At 64.6% G+C, this 19,671-nt stretch carries 18 protein-coding genes and 1 tRNA gene; 11 read left to right on the forward strand and 8 right to left on the reverse strand.

What is annotated here, in order from left to right:
- Positions 1–6 precede the first annotated feature (6 nt).
- Positions 7–2,808, forward strand: a complete 2,802-nt coding sequence (locus tag AB6802_RS01340; RefSeq protein WP_371008194.1) for a [protein-PII] uridylyltransferase — start codon at positions 7–9, stop codon at positions 2,806–2,808.
- Between the two features lie 40 nt (positions 2,809–2,848).
- On the forward strand, positions 2,849–4,450 hold the full coding sequence (murJ, locus tag AB6802_RS01345) for a murein biosynthesis integral membrane protein MurJ (protein ID WP_371008195.1): 1,602 nt from the start codon (positions 2,849–2,851) through the stop codon (positions 4,448–4,450).
- On the opposite strand, the gene AB6802_RS01350 is transcribed toward murJ, so the two are convergent.
- Together AB6802_RS01350 and AB6802_RS01355 are read right to left on the reverse strand one after the other, a co-directional pair.
- Positions 4,425–4,829 carry a type II toxin-antitoxin system VapC family toxin gene (locus tag AB6802_RS01350; RefSeq protein WP_371008196.1) on the reverse strand — a complete coding sequence of 135 codons (405 nt, stop codon included), beginning with the start codon at positions 4,827–4,829 and terminating at the stop codon, positions 4,425–4,427. The genes murJ and AB6802_RS01350 overlap by 26 nt on opposite strands.
- Entirely contained in the window at positions 4,829–5,074 is a 246-nt protein-coding gene (locus tag AB6802_RS01355; RefSeq protein ID WP_371008197.1) for a type II toxin-antitoxin system VapB family antitoxin, read from the reverse strand. The genes AB6802_RS01350 and AB6802_RS01355 overlap by 1 nt, the downstream gene beginning before the upstream one ends.
- Positions 5,075–5,254: 180 nt before the next feature.
- On the opposite strand from AB6802_RS01355, the gene trpS reads away from it, so the two are divergent.
- From trpS to AB6802_RS01370, 3 genes are all read left to right on the forward strand, one after another.
- Positions 5,255–6,322 (forward strand): tryptophan--tRNA ligase, encoded by a 1,068-nt coding sequence (gene trpS, locus AB6802_RS01360; protein ID WP_371008198.1) that lies wholly within the window; start codon positions 5,255–5,257, stop codon positions 6,320–6,322.
- Between the two features lie 141 nt (positions 6,323–6,463).
- Positions 6,464–6,955, forward strand: coding sequence for a universal stress protein (locus tag AB6802_RS01365; RefSeq protein ID WP_371008199.1), 492 nt, complete (start codon positions 6,464–6,466; stop codon positions 6,953–6,955).
- 207 nt (positions 6,956–7,162) lie between these two features.
- Positions 7,163–7,732 (forward strand): NifU family protein, encoded by a 570-nt coding sequence (locus AB6802_RS01370; RefSeq protein WP_371008200.1) that lies wholly within the window; start codon positions 7,163–7,165, stop codon positions 7,730–7,732.
- A 146-nt stretch (positions 7,733–7,878) separates the two neighbouring features.
- Here AB6802_RS01370 and AB6802_RS01375 read toward each other — a convergent pair whose 3' ends face one another.
- A complete protein-coding gene (locus AB6802_RS01375; RefSeq protein WP_371008201.1) occupies positions 7,879–8,496 on the reverse strand; it encodes a L,D-transpeptidase in 618 nt (205 codons plus the stop codon).
- Positions 8,497–8,723: 227 nt separating this feature from the next.
- Between AB6802_RS01375 and cueR the strand changes: the two genes are divergently transcribed.
- From cueR to AB6802_RS01400, 5 genes are all read left to right on the forward strand, one after another.
- A complete protein-coding gene (gene cueR / locus AB6802_RS01380) occupies positions 8,724–9,140 on the forward strand; it encodes a Cu(I)-responsive transcriptional regulator (RefSeq protein WP_371008202.1) in 417 nt (138 codons plus the stop codon).
- A gap of 80 nt (positions 9,141–9,220) precedes the next feature.
- A tRNA-Cys gene (locus tag AB6802_RS01385) sits at positions 9,221–9,294 on the forward strand.
- 58 nt (positions 9,295–9,352) lie between these two features.
- A complete protein-coding gene (locus AB6802_RS01390; protein WP_371008203.1) occupies positions 9,353–9,853 on the forward strand; it encodes an MmcB family DNA repair protein in 501 nt (166 codons plus the stop codon).
- Between the two features lie 188 nt (positions 9,854–10,041).
- Positions 10,042–10,788 carry an SDR family oxidoreductase gene (locus AB6802_RS01395; protein WP_371008204.1) on the forward strand — a complete coding sequence of 249 codons (747 nt, stop codon included), beginning with the start codon at positions 10,042–10,044 and terminating at the stop codon, positions 10,786–10,788.
- A 42-nt stretch (positions 10,789–10,830) separates the two neighbouring features.
- Positions 10,831–11,877: an RNA polymerase subunit sigma-70 gene (locus tag AB6802_RS01400; protein ID WP_371008205.1), complete on the forward strand. Its 1,047-nt coding sequence runs from the start codon at positions 10,831–10,833 to the stop codon at positions 11,875–11,877.
- A 3-nt stretch (positions 11,878–11,880) separates the two neighbouring features.
- On the opposite strand, the gene nhaA is transcribed toward AB6802_RS01400, so the two are convergent.
- From nhaA to AB6802_RS01425, 5 genes are all read right to left on the reverse strand, one after another.
- Positions 11,881–13,071, reverse strand: coding sequence for a Na+/H+ antiporter NhaA (gene nhaA, locus AB6802_RS01405; protein ID WP_371008206.1), 1,191 nt, complete (start codon positions 13,069–13,071; stop codon positions 11,881–11,883).
- A 116-nt stretch (positions 13,072–13,187) separates the two neighbouring features.
- Positions 13,188–13,751, reverse strand: coding sequence for an ActR/PrrA/RegA family redox response regulator transcription factor (locus tag AB6802_RS01410; protein WP_371008207.1), 564 nt, complete (start codon positions 13,749–13,751; stop codon positions 13,188–13,190).
- Positions 13,752–13,965: 214 nt separating this feature from the next.
- A complete protein-coding gene (locus tag AB6802_RS01415; RefSeq protein ID WP_371008208.1) occupies positions 13,966–15,291 on the reverse strand; it encodes an ActS/PrrB/RegB family redox-sensitive histidine kinase in 1,326 nt (441 codons plus the stop codon).
- A gap of 144 nt (positions 15,292–15,435) precedes the next feature.
- On the reverse strand, positions 15,436–17,898 hold the full coding sequence (gene hrpB, locus AB6802_RS01420) for an ATP-dependent helicase HrpB (RefSeq protein ID WP_371008209.1): 2,463 nt from the start codon (positions 17,896–17,898) through the stop codon (positions 15,436–15,438).
- 55 nt (positions 17,899–17,953) lie between these two features.
- A complete protein-coding gene (locus AB6802_RS01425; RefSeq protein ID WP_371008210.1) occupies positions 17,954–18,844 on the reverse strand; it encodes a DMT family transporter in 891 nt (296 codons plus the stop codon).
- Positions 18,845–18,867: 23 nt separating this feature from the next.
- Between AB6802_RS01425 and AB6802_RS01430 the strand changes: the two genes are divergently transcribed.
- The gene (locus AB6802_RS01430; RefSeq protein ID WP_371008211.1) at positions 18,868–19,566 is read left to right on the forward strand and encodes a PIG-L deacetylase family protein; all 699 of its coding nucleotides are present in this window, start codon (positions 18,868–18,870) and stop codon (positions 19,564–19,566) included.
- Positions 19,567–19,671 lie beyond the last annotated feature (105 nt).

The raw sequence follows: 19,671 nt of genomic DNA on the forward strand, positions 1-19,671 counted from the left end.
CGCCGAATGGCCAAGATCTCCCTGAAACTCGACGAAATCATCGATGGCGACGCCTTGCGTCGCGACATGACCGCGCTGACGGCGGCCACGGCCGGCGACGGCTCCGGGCCGACCGTCCGCGCGGCGGTTCTGCAATTGCTCAAGGTCCGGCTCGCCGAAGGGCGGAAAACAGCCGAGGCCATGCTGATGCAGGATGGCGGCGGCAATGCCTGCGCGGAGCGGCTGTCGCATCTGATGGATGAGCTGATCCGCGCGCTCTACGATTTCGCGGCAACCCACGTCTACCGTGTGAAGAACCGCTCGGCGGCCGAGCGCATGGCCGTGGTCGCAGTGGGCGGCTACGGGCGCGGCACGCTGGCGCCGGGATCGGACATCGATCTGCTTTTCCTGTTGCCCTACAAGCAGACGCCCTGGGGCGAGCAGATCGTCGAATACATGCTCTACATGCTGTGGGACATGGGCCTGAAGGTCGGCCACGCCACCCGCAACATCGAGGAGTGCCTGAGGCTTTCGCGCAGCGACATCACCATCCGCACCTCGATCCTCGAGGCGCGATACCTGTGGGGCGAGCAAAAGCTCTTTGACGAATTGCTGACCCGCTTCGACCATGAGGTGGTGCGCACGACCGGGCCGGAATATGTGCAGGCCAAGCTCGCCGAGCGCGACGAGCGCCACGCCAAGGCCGGTGAAAGCCGTTATCTTGTCGAGCCCAATGTGAAAGACGGCAAAGGTGGACTGCGCGACCTGCAGACACTGTTTTGGATCGGCAAATATTTCTATCGCGTGCGCACCGGCGAGGAACTGGTCGAAAAAGGCGTCTTCACCGAGGCCGAATACCGCGAGTTCCAGAAGGCCGAGGATTTCCTGTGGGCGGTGCGCTGCCACATGCATTTCCTGACCGGCAAGGCCGAAGAGCGGCTGCATTTCGACATCCAGCGCGAGATCGCCGAGCGGCTCGGCTACACCACGCATCCCGGCCTGTCGGCGGTCGAGCGCTTCATGAAGCACTATTTCCTCGTCGCCAAGGATGTCGGCGACCTGACCCGCATCTTCTGCGCGGCGCTCGAGGAAGAGCAGGCCAAGCACGTGCCTGGCTTCAACCGCATCTTCCTGACCTTCCAGCGCCGCAAGCGCAAGCTTGCCGGCACGTCGGACTTCATCGTCGACAACCACCGCATCAACGTCGCCGACGACGGCGTGTTCGAGCGTGATCCGGTCAATCTGCTCAGGCTGTTCTGGTTTGCCGACAAGCACGGGCTGGAGTTCCATCCCGACGCGCTGAAGCTGCTCACCCGCTCGCTCGGTCTCGTCAACAAGTCGCTCAGGCGCGACGAGGAGGCCAACCGGCTGTTCCTCGACATCCTGACCTCGGACCGCTACGCCGAGCTCAATCTGCGGCGCATGAACGAGGCCGGATTGCTCGGCAGGCTGATCCCCGACTTCGGCAAGATCGTCGCCATGATGCAGTTCTCGATGTACCACCACTACACGGTGGACGAGCATCTGATCCGCTGCATCGGCGTGCTGGCCGAGATCGAGCGTGGCGACGGCGCGAAAGTGCATCCGCTGTCGCATTCGCTGATGCCGGGGCTGAAGAAAAGCCGCGAGGCGCTCTACGTCGCGGTGCTTCTGCATGACATCGCCAAGGGCCGGCCGGAGGACCATTCGGAGGCCGGCGCCAGGATCGCGCGGCGCATATGCCCGCATATGGGGCTGTCCGCCGCCGATACCGAGACGGTCGCCTGGCTGGTCGAGAACCATCTGGTGATGTCGATGACAGCGCAGACGCGCGACCTCAACGACCGCAAGACGATCGAGGATTTTGCCTCCATCGTGCAGTCCGTCGAGCGGCTGAAGCTGCTGCTGATCCTGACCGTCTGCGACATCCGCGGCGTCGGTCCGGGCGTGTGGAACGGCTGGAAGGGGCAATTGCTGCGCACGCTCTATTACGAAACCGAGCTGCTCTTGACCGGCGGCTTCTCCGAAGTCTCGCGCGCCCTGCGCACGGCGGCGGCGCGCGAGCGGCTGGCCGAGGCGCTCGCCGCCTGGCCGGCGAAGGAGCGCAAGGCCTATGTCGCCCAGCACTATGAAAACTATCTGCTGACCGTCGACCTGCCGGATCAGCTGCGCCACGCCGAATTCATCCGCGAAGCGGACGCGGCCGACAAGAAGCTGGCCACCATGGTCAAGACGCATGAATTCGAGGCGGTGACCGAGATCACCGTGCTGGCGCAAGACCATCCACGCCTGCTTTCGGTGATTGCCGGCGCCTGTGCGGCGGCCGGCGGCAACATCGTCGACGCGCAGATCTTCACCACCTCGGACGGACGCGCACTGGACACCATCCTGATCTCCAGGGAGTTCGACCGTGACGAGGACGAGCGCCGCCGCGCCGAGCGCGTCGGCCGGCTGATCGAGGACGTGCTGTCGGGCAAGAGCTGGCTGCCGGAGATGATCGAAAAGCGCACCAAGCCCAAGCGCGGCGCCAAGGCCTTCCGCATCCCGCCGCTGGCCGAGATCCGTAACACGCTGTCCAACCGTTTTTCGGTGATCGAGGTCGAGGGACTGGACCGGCCGGGGCTGCTGTCCGAGATCACCGGGACGCTGTCGGACCTGTCGCTAGACATCGCCTCGGCGCATATCACCACCTTCGGCGAAAAAGTCATCGACACCTTCTACGTTACCGACCTCACCGGACAGAAGATCGACAGCCCGTCGCGCACCGCCACCATCCACAAGCGGTTGATCGATACGCTTGAAGGCAAAGCCGCCGAACGCAACGGCAAGGCCAAGGCGGCGGCCGAGTGATCATCCATTTGACGCAATTTTTCCGGCAGACCCCCCTAGCATGAGCCTTGTCAAGAAATTCGCCACCGTCGCCTCCGGCACGTTGATGAGCCGCGCGCTCGGCTTTGGCCGCGAGATGCTGATGGCGGCAGCGCTGGGCACCGGCCCGGTCGCCGACGCCTTCAACGCCGCCTTCCAGTTTCCCAACACCTTCCGCCGGCTGTTTGCCGAAGGCGCCTTCAACGCCGCCTTCGTGCCGCTGTTTGCCAAGGAGATCGAAACGCACGGCAATGAAGGCGCCAAGCGCTTTTCGGAGGAAGTGTTCGGTGTGCTGTTTTCGGCGCTGCTGGCGCTGACCATCGCCATGGAACTGGCGATGCCGCTGATCGTGCGTTACCTGGTGGCGCCGGGCTTTGCCGACATTCCGGGCAAGTTCGAGACGACTGTACGGCTGGCGACGATCATGTTTCCGTACCTGATCTGCATGTCGCTCGCCGCCATGATGGCCGGCATGCTGAACTCGCTGCGCCGCTATTTCGCGGCTGCCATCGCGCCGGCCTTCCTCAACATCATCCTGATCGGCGTGCTTGGCTATGCCTGGTATCACGGGCTGGACGCGCATGATGTCGGCTTCGGCCTGTCCTGGGGCGTGCTGGCGGCGGGTATCGTGCAGTTGGCCATCGTCTGGGTCGCGGTGCGCAATGCCGGCATTTCGGTCGGCTTCCGCCGGCCGAAGATGACCCCCAACGTCAAGCGGCTCTTGATTCTGGCGCTGCCGGCGGCGATCACCGGCGGCATCACGCAGATCAACCAGCTGATCGGCACGGCGATCGCCTCGGCGCAAAACAGCGCTGTGTCGTCGCTGGCTTACGCCGACCGCATCTACCAGCTGCCGCTCGGCGTCGTCGGCGTGGCGGTGGCGATCGTGCTGTTGCCGGAACTGTCGCGGGCGCTGAAATCGGGCAATCTGATCGAGGCCGCCAATCTGCAGAACCGCTCCGTCGAGTTCACTTTGTTCATGACGCTGCCGGCGGCCGCCGCGCTCTGGGTGATGTCGGAGCCGATCGTGCGGCTGGTCTATGAGCGCGGCGCCTTCGCCGCCAACCATTCGACGCCGACGGTAGCGGCAATCCTGGCCATCTTCGGCCTCGGCCTGCCGGCCTTCGTGCTGATCAAGGCCTTTACGCCCGGCTATTTCGCGCGCGAGGACACGCGCACGCCGATGATCTTCGCCGCCATCTCGGTCGCCGTGAACGTAACCACCGCTCTGACCCTGTTCCCCTCGATGGGCGCGCCGGGCATCGCGGTCGCTTCCGCCGTCGCCGGCTGGGTCAACGCGCTGATGCTGCTCGCCATGCTGATCAGGCGGGGACACTGGGGCCGCGACGTGCCGCTCTTGAAGCGCATTCCGAGGCTTGTGCTGTCGGCGGTGATCATGGCCGCGGCGCTCTTCTTCGCCGAGCATTATTTTGCCACGCAGATCGGGCCTGGTTCACCGCTGGTCGTGAAAGCGACGACCGTGCTGGCGCTGGTCGCGGGCGGTGCCGCACTCTATTTCATCGCCGCCTTCGCAACCGGCGGGGCCGATTTCGGCATGATCCGCAGGAACGTGAAGCGCGGGTCGAAGGCACCGCCTGTTACGGGACAGTCTCCAGATCCGTGAGCCTGAATTCGTCGGCTGTGGAGAGCATTGGAGAGGCGTAGTAGCGGGCGCAGGCATAGTGGAAACAATCCGCCAGGTTCAGGCGCATGGCGTTGCTGCGAAATCGTGATGCGGCCTCAATGGAGAGCGACGCTGCCTCGGGCGCGGGGGGAAGCTCGCGCAATGCAATTGCCCGCTCTTCGAGAAAGCGGCCCACAATTTCTGCACTTCTGGCGACCGGAATGGCCAGCTTTTCCGGTCGCGCTAGCGCCATCGCTGCCTCCCAAACGGCGATAGCGGAAGTAAACGGTGCCGACGCTTCGGTGACCGCGCGCGCGCAGCGCTCCGCTTCGACCTCGTTGCTTAGCATCGCGACGATGGCTGCTGCGTCGACAAACATTAGTCGTCGCCAGAGAATTCATCGTAGACCGAGCGAGGCAGCGGCTTGCGCGCCTGCTCGCTGAGCTTGATCCCAAACTCTCTTCGGAGCCGTGCTGCCGTTTCCAAAGGTGTTTCACGATTGCGGCGACGCTCCAATGCCTCTCGCATCGCAATCACGATCGCCTCGGTGAGACCGACGCCTTCAGCCTTGGCGAAAGCGCGTGTTAGCCGGTCGGCCTCCTTATTGTTGATGTTGATGGTCAAAGCTACATTCCTTTATGTAGCTTGAAAGATGTAGCTGGCGCGCAGGAATGTCAATACCCCGCTAGATCACAATCAGCCCGGAGCGTGCCTCTTGATCGGATGCCGTGCTTCGTCCATAAGCGCGCCGTCGAAAGACTTTCGCCGCGCGCGAAACGGCCCTCCACAAGCCATGAGGAACTCATGTCCGCCTTCAAGCCACTCGTCTTTTCGGGCGTCCAGCCGACCGGCAATCTGCATCTCGGCAACTATCTCGGCGCCATCAAGAAATTCGTCGCCCTTCAGGAACAGTCCGACTGCATCTATTGCGTCGTCGACCTGCATTCGCTGACGGCGCAGCTCGTGCACCAGGATCTCGGCGACCAGACGCGCTCGATCACCGCCGCCTTCCTCGCCTCCGGCATCGACCCCAAGAAGCACATCGTGTTCAACCAGTCGCGGGTCATGCAGCATGCCGAGCTCGCCTGGATTTTCAACTGCGTGGCGCGCATCGGCTGGATGAACAAGATGACGCAGTTCAAGGACAAGGCCGGCAAGGACCGCGAGAACGCCTCGCTTGGCCTGCTCGCCTATCCGAGCCTGATGGCCGCCGACATCCTGCTCTACCGCGCCACCCATGTGCCGGTGGGCGAGGACCAGAAGCAGCATCTGGAGCTGACCCGCGATATCGCGCAGAAATTCAACAACGACTTCTCCGAAAAGATCGCCGCACTTGGCGTCGGCATCGAGATGCAGGTCGGCGAAGAGACGGTGAACGGCTATTTCCCGATCACCGAACCGGTGATCGGCGGTCCGGCGGCGCGCATCATGAGCCTGCGCGACGGCTCCAAGAAGATGTCGAAGTCGGACCCGTCCGATCTGTCGCGCATCAATTTGACGGACGATGCCGACACCATCTCGAAGAAGATCCGCAAGGCCAAGACCGATCCGGAGGCCTTGCCGAGCGAGGTCGACGGGCTGGAAAGCCGGCCCGAGGCGGAGAACCTGGTCGGCATCTATGCTGGGCTCGCGGAAATCTCGAAGGAAGACGTGCTGAAGGAATATGGCGGCCAGCAGTTTTCCGTGTTCAAGCCGGCGCTCGCCGATCTTGCCGTGGAAAAGCTCGCGCCGATCGCTTCCGAAATGCGCCGCATCGAGGGCGACCGCGCCTATGTCGACGCCGTGCTCCAGGATGGCGGCAACCGCGCCCGCGCGCTCGCCGAAGGCACGATGAAAACGGTGCGCGACATCATCGGCCTGCTGCAGGACTGATCGCTCCTGCCGCGTTGACTTTCCATCGCCGATCCGGCCGGCGCTTTGCGCCGGTCGGGGCCATCGCCTCGCCGTACAGTGGCTTGCCGCCAGTCCGTGGCGGTGGCAGATTGCGGCCGAAACCATACCGAGCAGATAGACATGGTCTCCAAACGCCTCAGCCGTGAAGCCGGCCATCGCAGGAAATTCCTGACGATCATCGATGACACACCAGAGTGCGAGCGCGCCGTCGCTTACGCCTCGAAGCGGGCGCAGAGCACCAGCGGCGTGCTGGTGTTGCTCTACGTCATCGTGCCGGACGATTTCCAGCACTGGCTGGGCGTGGAAAAGATCATGCGCGAAGAGGCCACCGCCACCGCACGCGCGGCCTTGGATGGGTATGCCAACAAGGTGCGCCAGAAGCTCGGTATCGAACCGGAGATGGTGGTGCGCGAAGGCAAGCCGACCGAAGAGATCCACAAGCTGATCGAAGAAGACCAGGACATCGCCATTCTGGTGCTGGCGGCAGGCGCCGGCAAGGAAGGCCCGGGACCGCTGGTCGGCGCCGTGGCCGGCAAGGGCGCCGCCTTCCCCATTCCGGTCACCGTGGTGCCGCAGAACCTGTCCGACGAGGAAATCGAAAGCCTCGCCTAGGTGTATCGATCTTCAGGTGAGTCCGGCCTGCGAACGGCGGCTTCAGCCTGACCTGAATCTCGACACACCTTGATCCAGAGCACGGCGGCATGCAAAAACACTCCACCAGCCAGCCATGCGCGCGACGTGTTTCGCTTGAATGTCCAGCCGATAGAGCCTATTTAGAATTATTCCAAACTATCGGCCCTGAAGGGCCTGGAGATACCCATGTTCATCCAGACCGAATCGACGCCGAACCCGGCGACGTTGAAGTTCCTGCCCGGTAAGGAAGTATTGCACGAAGGCACCGCCGATTTCCGCGACGCCGACAGCGCTGGCGAGGCCTCGTCGCTGGCCGGCCGGCTGTTCGAGATCCCGGGCGTCACCGGCGTTTTCTTCGGCTACGATTTCATCACCGTCACCAAGGACGGCCCGGACTGGCAGCATCTGAAGCCGGCAATCCTCGGCGCCATCATGGAGCATTTCATGTCGGGCGCGCCCATCATGGCTCAGGCCGGCCCAGCCGCCGAGACCAGCGAGACCGGTGAGTTCTACGACAAGGCGGACGAAGAGCTGGTCATCACGATCAAGGAATTGCTCGACACCCGCGTGCGTCCGGCGGTTGCCCAGGACGGCGGCGACATCACCTTCCGCGGTTTCGAAAACGGCACCGTGTTCCTGCATATGAAGGGCGCCTGCGCCGGCTGCCCGTCGTCGACGGCGACGCTGAAGCACGGCATCCAGAACCTGCTTCGCCATTTCGTTCCGGAAGTGCAACAGGTCGAGCAGGTCGCCTGATAATTCTACTCCGCCGTCCGACTCGGCGGAGCGAATTCTCCCTATCCAAACAGCAAAAACAAAAAACCGGGCCCCAACAGCCCGGTTTTCTGTTTTTGGACGTCTTGTTGTTGCCTAGACGGTCCGCTTACGAAACTTTTCAGTGCCTACAGCACGATGACTTTGGCGCCGATCGAGGCGCGGTCGTAGAGATCGATGATGTCCTGGTTCATCAACCGGATGCAGCCCGACGACATGGCCTTGCCGATCGAGAACCATTCCGGACTGCCGTGCAGCCGGTAGCCCATGTCGCCGCCCTTGTTGAAGAGATACATGGCGCGGGCGCCGAGCGGGTTCTTCAGGCCCGGCTCCATGCCGCTGGCGAATTTGGCGAGCTCGGGCTGGCGCTTGATCATCTGCGAAGGCGGCGTCCAGGTCGGCCATTCGCGCTTCAGCGCGATATGGGCGGTGCCGTGCCACTCGAAACCCTCACGGCCGACGCCGATGCCGTAGCGCATCGCCATGCCGTCGTCCTCGATGAAGTAGAGGAACTTGTTCTGCGTATCGACGATGATGGTACCCGGCTTCTCCGAAGAGTCGTAGCGGACTTCCTGGCGATGATACTTGGCGGGAACCTTCTCGATCGGTATGCGCGGCAGCTGATAGCCGGCATCCGTCATCGCGCCATAGTTGTTGGTGAACAACTGACCACCAACCGTGCTGCAGCCGCTGATCGCGGTCGACAGCGCAAGGGCGGCGAAAACTGCAAACGACTTCAAGCGCATGAATAGGTCCGATGCCCCGCCTCGATGTCAGCGGCACGAGTCGGCCGCTTTGTTACCATCATTCATGCTGGCATTTCTTTTGCTTGCCAAGCGGGCACTGCCTATATGGATAGGCTTACGTGCCGGTAAGTGCCGTGCTGCGGCATTTCGGCAACAGCTGTCACAGGATTGTGAAGCAAAATCAATGAGCCTCTGTGAAGGGCCGCACAGAAACATAGGAGAGCGCCATGAATGTCGGTGATGCAGCCGAGCGTTCCGGCCTGCCGGCCAAGACCATCCGCTACTATGAAGAAATCGGCCTGATCCGCCCGGCGCGGGCCGAAAACGGCTATCGCGATTACTCCGGCGACGACATCCATCGGCTGGCCTTCCTGCGCCGCGCGCGCAATCTCGGCTTCTCAATCGACGATTGCAGGCAGCTCATGGCGCTTTACCAGGATCGCGGCCGCGCCAGCCACGACGTGCGCGAGATCGCCGCCGCCCATGTCAGGGCGATCGAGGAGAAGGTGCGCGAATTGCAGTCGATGCGCTCGACGCTGCAGACGCTGATCCACGCGTGTCATGGCGACGAGCGGCCGGATTGTCCGATCTTGGATGACATGGCGGGAGCGGCAGACGGCGACAGCAAGGCGGTGCACGCGTAGTCGACCGGTAAGCGCTCGCACGCCGTCAGGGATCGACCAAGTTGGACTAGCTGCTGATGAATTGGGCATAGAGGCAGCAAGGTCTGAGGGCGGGACGGTGACGCATCGGTCTGCAAAACCGACGTAATGGGTTCAATTCCCATTCAGACCTCCAGCTTACCGTTGATTTTACCGGGTTCAAACCGTGAACAAAATCTGGCATGGTGCAGGCCATGCCACTTATTTCCCCGATTCCCCTCAATCCCCTGATCGACGGCCGCCAGTCCGAGCGCGCCATGCTGGTGCGGCGCGGCGTGCAGCGGCTGCTCATGGAAATGGGCGCGCATGTGCTGCCGGAGCTGTCTTTGGCCACCGGGCGCCGTGCCGATCTCGTAGCGCTGACGCGGCAGGGCGATATCTGGATCATCGAGATCAAATCCTCGATCGAGGATTTCCGGGTCGATCGTAAGTGGCCGGACTACCGGCTGCATTCGGACCGCTTCTTCTTCGCAACGCATCCCGGCGTGCCTTCGGAGATCTTTCCGGAGGAATGCGGCTTCATTCTCTCCGACGGCTATGGCGCGGAAATCCTGCGCGATGCGCCGGAGCACCGCATGGCGGCGGCGACGCGTAAGGCGCTGATGCTTCGGATCGCCCGCGCCGGCGCGGCGCGGCTCCTGGCGGCGGAGCTTGCCGGCGTGGCGGTGCCGGCGCTGGATGGCGAGAGCGAGTAGCTTTCATTGCCAATATCCACGTGCCGGCCGACGCCCGGCATCAGGCGGCCTGAGCCAACCCTGCCAGAGGCCAACGAGAACGGGGGCTGGTGAAAAATTTCGTTCCGCACCGATGATTTCCGCTTGTCCCGTTTGTCTTAACCAACAGGCGGACCCGGATGCCCGGCTGCCCGGAAAGAGGTGATCACATGAAATCTCTGCAAAATCAGAATGTCGTCGTCGTCGGAGGCAGCCGGGGTGTCGGCCGCTCGATCGTGGAGGCAGCGCTTGGCGAAGGAGCGACCGTGCTTGCCGTCGCCCGTGGGGCCGCCGACCTGAAGCAACTCGCCTGGGAGCGCCCGGGCTTGCGGACCCTCAGCCTGGACGCGACGGCTGAAACCGCGCCGGAAGCGGTTTTCGATGCGCTTGCGCCTGATGTGCTGGTGCTCAGCGCCGGCGCGCTCGCCCCGTCCGCGCCGATACAGGAGCAGAGCTGGGAGGTCTTCTCGACGAACTGGGAGATGGACGTCAAGGCGTCGTTCCTGTTCTGCAGGGCGGCGCTTCAGGGGCGGCTCCAGCCGGGAAGCCGGGTGGTGCTGATCTCCAGCGGCGGTGCCTTTAGCGGCGGGCCGCCGAATTGCGGCGGCTATGGCGGCGCCAAGCGCATGCAGATATTCCTGGCCGGCCATTGCCAGAAGGAATCCGACCGGCAGGGCCTCGGCCTGCGTTTCATAGCGCTGTCGCCGGTCCGCATCATGCCGGGCACCGGTGTCGGCGATCGCGGCATCGCCGGGATTTCGGCCTATATGGGCATCCGCCCGGCCGACTTCCTGGCCAGCATGAGCGACATGCAGACGCCTGCCGATGTCGCGCGTGCCGTGGTGGCCTTAGCCACCGACCAGACCCAGGGCAGCTCTTTCAGCGTCAGCGGCAGTGGCCTTGCGGCGGCGGCATGAGGCGCGCAGGATGCCGGCCGAACGCAGCTCCCCGGACCGCGCATGACTGATGCTTCCGGCCCCATCGAGCCTTTGGGCCGGCCAGGCTGGCCGGCTCTCGACCGGCTGGCCTTCGAGCGCCTGACGGCGCTGCACCGCCGCGAGCTCAAGCTGCACTGCTACAGGATGATGGGCTCGCTGCATGAGGCGGATGACCTTGTCCAGGATACTTTGCTCAGCGCCTGGCGCGCGCGGTCACAGTTCGATGGGCGCGGTTCGGCACGCGGCTGGCTCTACACGATCGCCACCAACAGCTGCCTCAATGCGATCAAGGCGCGCTCGGCGGCTCGGCGGCTGCTCAAACAACCGGAGCAGACGCCCTCGGATGGGCCGGCGACCGGCGGACCGGTCATCGACCTGCCATGGCTGGAGCCTTATCCGGATGCGGAGTTGCCTGATGTCGTCGACCAGACGCCCGGGCCGGAGGCACGCTACGAAGCCCGCGAAGCCGTGCGGCTCGCTTTCGTCGCGGCGATCCAGTTGCTGCCGCCAAGGCAGCGCGCCGCCTTGCTGCTATGCGATGTGCTTGGATGGTCCGCCATCGAGACCGCGCAATTGCTGGGCGGAACGACCGCCTCGATCAACAGCGCCTTGCAGCGGGCGCGCACGACGCTCGGTGCGCGATACAGGCAGGGACGCCTGCCGCAGCGATCCCAGCCCGATGCGGAGGAAGGCCTGCTGCTCGAACGCTATATGCATGCATGGCAGGCCGACAATCTCGACGGACTTGTCGACCTGTTGCGCGAGGACGCCATCTACCACATGCCGCCCTGGCGGGAATGGTACCGCGGACGCCCGGCGATCGGCGCTTTCCTGGCAAGCGTCTGGGGCAATTTCGCCGGCTATCGCGCGGTAGCCATCGCGGCCAATGGCCAACCGGCGGTCGCGGTCTACGCGCTCGGCCGGGACGATTTGGCATGGCGAGCCCATTCGCTGCATGTGATTGAACCGGCCGACGGCAAGATCGCCTCGCTGACGATCTATGTGCCGCCGCTGGCGCCGAGATTGTTCCCAGCTTTCGGCCTGTCGCCGGAACCTGGCGTAACTTGAGGACTATCCCAAGTCCTCGTCCGCCCCGCCGGCCGCCGGCGCCATCAGCAGCACTGCCGCGCCAACCAGCGCCGCGATCAGCGACCCCGCCAGAATGCCGACCTTGACCGCGTCCTGAAGCGCCGGGTTGCTGGCGAAGGCGAGCAGACCGATGAACAGACTCATGGTGAAGCCGATGCCGCATAGAAGCGAAATGCCAATCATGTGCAGCCAGCCGGCGTTGACCGGCAGGTCGGCGAGGCCGAGCCGGATAGCAATTGCCGAGGAGCCGAAGACGCCGACCAGCTTGCCAAGCACCAGGCCGGCGGCGACGCCCAAAGTCAGCGGCTCGACCAGCGCGGCGGCGCTCAAGCCGCCGAGCGAGACGCCGGCATTGGCGAAACCGAAAATCGGGATGACGAAGAAGGGCACGAGCTTATGCAGGCCATGCTCGAGCCTATGCAGCGGCGAATACTCGCCATCGTGGCCGATGCCGGGACTACGCTCCAGGGGAATGGTGAGCGCAAGTGCCACGCCGGCGAGCGTGGCGTGCACGCCCGACTTCAGCACCAGCACCCACAGCACCGCGCCAAGCACCAGATAGGGGATCAAGTTCATCACCCGCATGCGGTTGAGCACGACGAGCACGGCAATGACCGCGAAAGCCGCCGCCAGATAGGCGAGCGACAGGCCGCTGGTGTAAAACAGCGCGATGATGATGACGGCGCCAAGGTCGTCGATGATGGCCAGGGCCGTGAGGAAGATTTTCAGCGAGGCCGGCACGCGGCTGCCGAGCAGCGACAGAACGCCCAGCGCAAAGGCGATGTCGGTGGCGGTCGGGATCGCCCAGCCGGAAAGTGCGGTCTGGTTGTCGCGGTTGATGGCGACATAGACCAGCGCCGGCACCAGCATGCCGCCGGCGGCGGCAATGCCGGGCAGCACACGGCGCGGCCAGGTCGAAAGCTGGCCGTCCAGCACCTCGCGCTTGATCTCCAGCCCGACCAGCAGGAAGAACACCGCCATCAGCCCGTCATTGATCCAGTGCGAGACGCTGAGCGGTCCGAGATAGGCATGCAGGACGGCGAAATAGGTCCCGGCCAAAGGCGAATTGGCGACAATCAGCGCCAGCGCCGCGGCAACCATCAGGATGATGCCGCCGGCCGCCTCGCCGTCGAGGAATTCACGCAGGATCGATTTTGGCTGCTCGTCTTGCATAGGCTCTCCAATGTCGGGGTTTCCCGATCGGCATCATTGGCGATGATGCGCAGGCATCATCGGCGACGCAAGTTGCTCCGCTTCGCGTCGCTACGCCCTAGGATGATGAAAGTGGCCTAGCGCGGCGCGCGCTTAGCCAGAATCCGCTGCAAGGTCCGGCGGTGCATATTCAGCCGGCGCGCGGTCTCGGACACGTTGCGGTCGCACATCTCGTAGACGCGCTGGATATGCTCCCAGCGCACGCGGTCGGCCGACATCGGGTTTTCCGGGGGTGCGGCGCGCTCGCCCGAGGTACGGGTCAGTGCCGCAAAAACGTCGTCGGCGTCCGCCGGCTTGGAAAGATAGTCGATCGCGCCGAGCTTCACGGCCGTAACCGCGGTGGCAATGTTGCCGTAGCCGGTCAGGATGATGGCGCGGGCGTCGTCGCGCTTTTCGCGGATGGCGGCCACGACATCGAGGCCGTTGCCGTCGCCCAGCCGCATGTCGACCACCGCATAGGCCGGCGGATGGGCGCGCGCCTTGGCGACCGCCTCCTCCACACTCTCGGCCGTCTCGACCACGAAGCCCCGTGTTTCCATGGCCCGGGCGAGCCGGGTGAGGAATGGCTTGTCGTCCTCGACGATCAACAGCGAGGTGTCATCGCCCTCAACCATTGCGCCAGTCGTTTCATCTCCGCTCATTATCGGCACCCTAACGACCTGGAGCGCTTTCGTATCGTTCTAGCGAACGCGCCTTAAGTCCCTGTTTCCAAGCATGTCCTTTTTCCCGGAAACACTGCACAGTTTCGGGCGACGTGCCTTACTTTTACGCAGATACAGTTCTGCAACAGCAATGTCCAATTTTTACAGCCGGCAACAGAGCTGCCATGCGGTAATTGCAAGGCTTGGAAATGCGCTAGGCATTGTCGAACATGGTCGCCGAGGCAAGGTCCTGATTGAGGAAGAGGCCGCGCGGCCAGGCGATCTGAACCACGGCGCCTTCGCCGAGCCCGCTCGAATTGCGGAAGTCGATGGTGGCGCCGGAGCGCTCGAGCAAAGTCTTGGCGATGAACAGCCCAAGCCCCAGGCCGCCGCCGGCCTCGGTGCCCTGTCGCGTCGACATATAAGGCTCGCCGATGCGGTCGATTATCTCCGGCGGAAAACCCGGGCCGTCGTCGATGATGGAAAAGGTGACTTTCTCATTGTCCCAGGCCCAGCTCACGGTGACCGACTTGCGGGCGAAGTCGACAGCGTTCTCGACCAGATTGCCAAGCCCATAGATGACACCGGGGCTGCGCTGGCCGACCGGCTCGGGGCCGATGCGCTCGCCGGGCCGCAGCCGGATCGAGATGCCGAAATCGCGGTGAGGCGCTGTCACCTCCTCGACCAGCGAGGTGAGCGGCATGCGCGACATATGCACTTCGCCTTCCGATGAAAGGCTGGTCAGCCGCTTCAGGATTTCGCGGCAACGCTCGCTTTGCGAGCGCAACAGCTTCACGTCCTCGCCGTATTTCGGATCCTTGCCGAGCGCCTTTTCCATCTCCTTGGCGACAACTGTGATGGTGGCCAAAGGCGTGCCGAGTTCATGCGCGGCGGCCGCCGCCAGCCCGTCCAGCGCCGAAAGATGCTGTTCGCGCTGCAGCACCAGTTCGGTGGCGGCAAGCGCATTGGCGAGCAAGCGCGCCTCGGCGGCGACGCGGAAAGCGTAGATGGCGGTGAAGGAGATCGAGGCGAAGACCGCCATCCACATGCCGGCGACATAGATGAACGGCATCGGCAAAGGCGAGCCCTCGTACCAGGGCAGCGGCTGATGGAAGAACACCAGAAGCGTGGCGGCGGCCATGACCAGCGCGCCCAGCACGGCGGTGAGGCGCAGCGGCAGCGACGCGGCCGAAATGACCACGGGCACGGAAAGCAGGACCGAGAACGGATTGGTCAGGCCGCCGGTCATATAGAGCAGGCCGGTGAGCTGGATGCCGTCGAAGGTGAGGATCGCGAAGGCCGAGAGCGGCGTCAGCCGGTGCGCCGCCGGATAGCGGAAGGTCAGCCACAGATTCATCCAGGCCGAGCAGGCGATCAGCGCAAAGCACATCGACACCGGCAGCGGGAATTTCAGGCCATAGGCAACGACCAGCACCGTCAGGCTCTGGCCGACGATGGCGAGCCAACGCAGGCGGATCAGCGTGTTGAGCCGCAGCCGCTGGCTTTGCTGGGAATCGGGCACGCGCAGGATGTTGATCATCGACTTACGATTATAGCCGCGCGATGGTGTGCGCTAGTAGCACTGTAAAGGTGGCAGCGGTGTTCCATCATTCGTCTCGGTGCGCCATGATGGGCGTTTACGCCAACCACCAAGGTTATACCGTTCGCTATCGTGGCCCCGTCGCTAAGTCCCGCGTGGCTTGGCGCGGCTGGTGGCGGTGGCCAGAAGCGGGTTTTCCGGCCAGACATGCCTGGGGTAGCGGCCGCGCATGTCGGTGCGCACATCCGCCCAGGAGCCGCGCCAGAAGCCCGGCAGGTCGCGCGTCGTCTGGATGGGGCGATGCGCCGGCGACAAAAGCTCCAGCGTCAGCGGCACCGTGCCGTTGGCGATCGAGGGATGACGGTCGAGGCCGAACAACTCCTGCACGCGGATCGCCAGCACCGGCCATTCGCCATCATAGCGGATCGGCACGTGGCTGCCGGACGGCGCGTCGAAATGGGTCGGCGCCAGCGCATCGACCTTGCGCTGCAGATCATGCGGGACCAAGGCCATCAGCGCCGCCGAGAGGATGGCGGGCTTGATGGCCGCGAAAGACGCGTCGCCGGCAAGGAACGGCACGAGCCAATCGTCGAGGCGGTTCAGAAGCCCGGCATCGGAAACATCCGGCCAGGGCGCGCCCAGGCCGCGATGCAGCCAGCCAAGCCGCTGGCGCAGCGTCTCGCCGTCCTTGCCCCAGTCGAGCAGCGACAGGCCATGCCCGCGCAACGCGTCTGTGATGGCGCGGTCGGCATCAGCGCCGGACGGCGCCGGCAGCATGCGTTCGGACAGCGTGATCGCGCCGAGCCTGGCGGTCTCGCGCACGCGCACAGAGCGCCGCTCGCGGTCGAAGCCGGCCTCGCGCTTCGTCTCGATGCGGTCGGCAAGGGCGGCGCGGATGTCGGCTTCGTCGACAGGCGCAGCGGCGGTGATACGGGCATTCTGCGCCTTGCCCTGCAAATCGGCGACGACCAGCCAGGTTTCGCCGGCCAACGGATCGGCGGCGTCGACCATGGCGCCGGAGCCGTTGGCGAGCACGAAGCGGCCCCGCTCGCCGCGCGCCCGTGCGACACGGTCCGGCCAGGCATGGATCAGCAAAGCGCCGGCCGAGGCCGCCTCGCCGCGTTGCCCCCCGCCAGCCTGTCTCGCCAGGCGCTCGACGAGTTGCCGCGCCGCATTGGCGCGCGGCGACTTCTCGCCGCGAAAGCGGATCAGCCGCCGTTCCAGATCGGCGCTGTCGCCGCCCAGCCCGCGCTCGGTAAGCAAAACGGCAAGTGTGGCCGCCGCGAGCGCCTGCCCGGTCTTCGCCGCTTCGGCCAGCATATGCGCCAGCCGCACCGGCAGCGCGAGCTTGCGCATGGCAGCGCCCGCTTCCGTCAAGCGGCCGGCATCGTCGATGGCGTGCAGCGCCTCGAGCAGCGTGCGGGCCTCGTTGAGCGCCGGCGCCGGCAGCGGATCGAGAAAGGACAGGCTCGACGGATCGGCGACGCCGAAAGCAGCACAATCTAGCAGCAGGCCGGACAGATCGGCCTCGAGGATTTCCGGCGGCGTGAAGGCGGGGAGTGCCGTGGTCTGTTCGGCGCGCCACAAGCGGATAGCGACGCCTGGCTGCGTGCGACCGGCGCGGCCGGCGCGCTGGTCGGCCGAGGCCTTGCTGACGCGCACCGTTTCCAGACGGGTCAGGCCGCTCGCCGGCTCGTAGCGCGGCAAACGCGACAGGCCGGAATCGATGATGACGCGGACGCCGTCGATAGTGATCGAGGTCTCGGCGATCGACGTCGCCAGCACCACCTTGCGCCGACCCGCCGGCGCAGGTTTGATGGCTTGATCCTGCGCCCGATTGTCGAGCTGGCCGTAAAGCGGCACGATATCGGTATCGGCGCCGGCAACGCCCAGAAGCCGTTCGACGGTGCGTTCGATCTCGCGCTGTCCGGGCAGGAAGGCGAGCACGCTGCCCGGCTCCGTGGCGAGCGCCGAACGGACCGCCCTGGACATCGCGTCCTCGATGGCCACGCCGGCCGGCCGTTCGTCGTAGCGGATGTCGACCGGGAAGGCGCGACCTTCGCTTTCGATCACCGGCGCACCGGAAAGCAGCTTTGCGACACGCGCGCCGTCGAGCGTCGCCGACATCACCAGCAGGCGCAGGTCGGGCCTCAGTGCTCCCTGGACATCGAGCGCCAGCGCCAGGCCGAAATCGCCGTCGAGCGAACGCTCGTGGAATTCGTCGAAGATCACCGCCGAAACGCCGGGCAGTTCCGGATCGTCGAGGATCATGCGCGACAAAACACCTTCGGTGACGACGAGGATTTTTGTGCGCGCCGAAGTACGGTTCTCCATGCGCATGGCATAGCCGATGGTGCCGCCGGGTTCCTCGCCGAGCAGCTCGGCCATGCGGCGGGCGGCGGCGCGGGCGGCCAGCCGGCGCGGCTCGAGCAGGACGATTTTACCTGTGCCGAGCCAGGCCGCATCGAGCAGCGCCAGCGGCACCAGCGTCGTCTTGCCGGCGCCGGGCGGCGCCACCAGCACGGCACTGTTGCCGGAGCCAAGCGCTTCGCTCAGCGCCGGCAGCACGGCGGATACCGGAAGCTCCGGCAAGGGTTTTGTCGTCATCGCGCCCGCATATCAGCGGTTGCGGTCGCCGCGCAATGTGCGAGGCCACGGCCGGTCAAAGCCTGGTCCGCGTAAACGGATTCCAGCGCACGGTGCCGAGCCTGACCTCCTCGCGAACCATCGTCAAAAGGCCGGATGCGCCGACGACGGCAAGGCCGACAAGCGAAACGGCGTCCGGATATTCCTTGAAAAACATGGCCCCCAGCACTACCGCCCAGATCATCTGCGAATAATGTGTCGGCGCGATGCGGTTGGCCGGCGCGTACTTGACCGCGAGCAGATGCAGCAACTGGCCACCGGCGGTGAACAGGCCGCCCAGCACCAACCAGGCCATTTGCCACAGATTGGGGAGCGAGAACGACGTCGCGGCGGCGCCGATGCCGTTGAACAGCAGGCCATAGCCGATCAACGTGCCCAACATGGTCGTGCGCTTTTCCTGTTGGGCGAGAGAGCGCATCAGGACGACGATCGTTGCGGCGACAAACGCATTGGCAAGCGCCGCGAGGTGGCCGAGATGCAATTCGCGAAAGCCTGGACGCACCACAAGCATGACGCCGACAAAGCCGGTGAGCACGGCCAGCCATCGCCAGGGACCGACCTTTTCCTTCAGAATGACGGTCGAAAGAACGGTGACCAGCATCGGCGCCAAAAAGATCAGCGCGTAGACCTCCGCCAGCGGAATGGTGGTGAAGGAATAGACGCTGAGCATGCCCGAGGCGATGCCCGCCAAGGCGCGGGCTTGAACTGCCCAAGGTCGCTTAGTGCGCCAGAAATCGCGCCAGCGCTCCTCGCCCGGTTTTGTAAAGAACAGGAAACAGCCGGCGAACAAGGTTACGAAGAAGCCGATCTCGAAGACGGTGAACTGTCCGCCCAAGCTCTTGATAACGGCATCGCTGCACGAATAGCTTGCATAGGCGATCAGGGCGAGCAGGATTCCGTTCGGCACTTTACCAATTCCGGGAGAGAGACGTGAAGATATTGGCGCTGGGCGCACATCCCGACGACATCGAGATCTTCATGTTCGGTACGCTGGCCGCCTATGCGGCGCAAGGCGCAGAACTCACTTTTGCCGTGGCTACGGACGGAGCCAAGGGCGGCAAGGGCGATCCAAAGGCGCTGGCCAGGACACGACGCGACGAAGCGGCCGCGGCGGCAGGCCTGATTGGCGCCGTGCCGCGCTTCCTGGACTTTCCCGACGGCGCGCTGATTGCCGACGCCGCGTTGATATCGGTGCTGAAAACGCTGATCGGCGAGGTGAACCCGGACCTCGCCATCACGCATGCGCCGAACGACTATCACGCCGACCATCGCGCGCTGTCGGACGGCGTACGCATCGCGGCCTCCTTCGCGGTGCCTGTGCTGCATGCCGACACGATGGGCGGCACCGGTTTTTCGCCGACGCTCTATGTCGACATTTCCGCCCACCGCGATGTCAAGACACAGGCGATCCGGGCGCATCGGTCGCAGATGCCGGAGCAATATGTCGAGAGGGCGCGCGTCCAGAATGAATTTCGCGCCGGACAGTGCAACAGCGTCCCCGGTTCACTGGCCGAGGCCTTCCGCTTCGAGCCTACATTTCCCTTCGCCGATATACGCGCATTGCTGCCGCCCGCGCCGCCGGTACGGCCGGTGACGCCCCAGACAAACGTCGTTGGCGAAGCCGGCTGAGCGATTAACGGTCCGGCTCTTCAACGGCATTTCCCAAACGATTTCAATCACCGGTTTCGTCATGCTGCGGCGCAGCAACGAATTCGCTTGCCTTGTTTAGTAAAA

Origin of the sequence: Mesorhizobium sp. RCC_202 (assembly GCF_041355295.1) — a bacterium.
GTDB lineage: Bacteria > Pseudomonadota > Alphaproteobacteria > Rhizobiales > Rhizobiaceae > Mesorhizobium.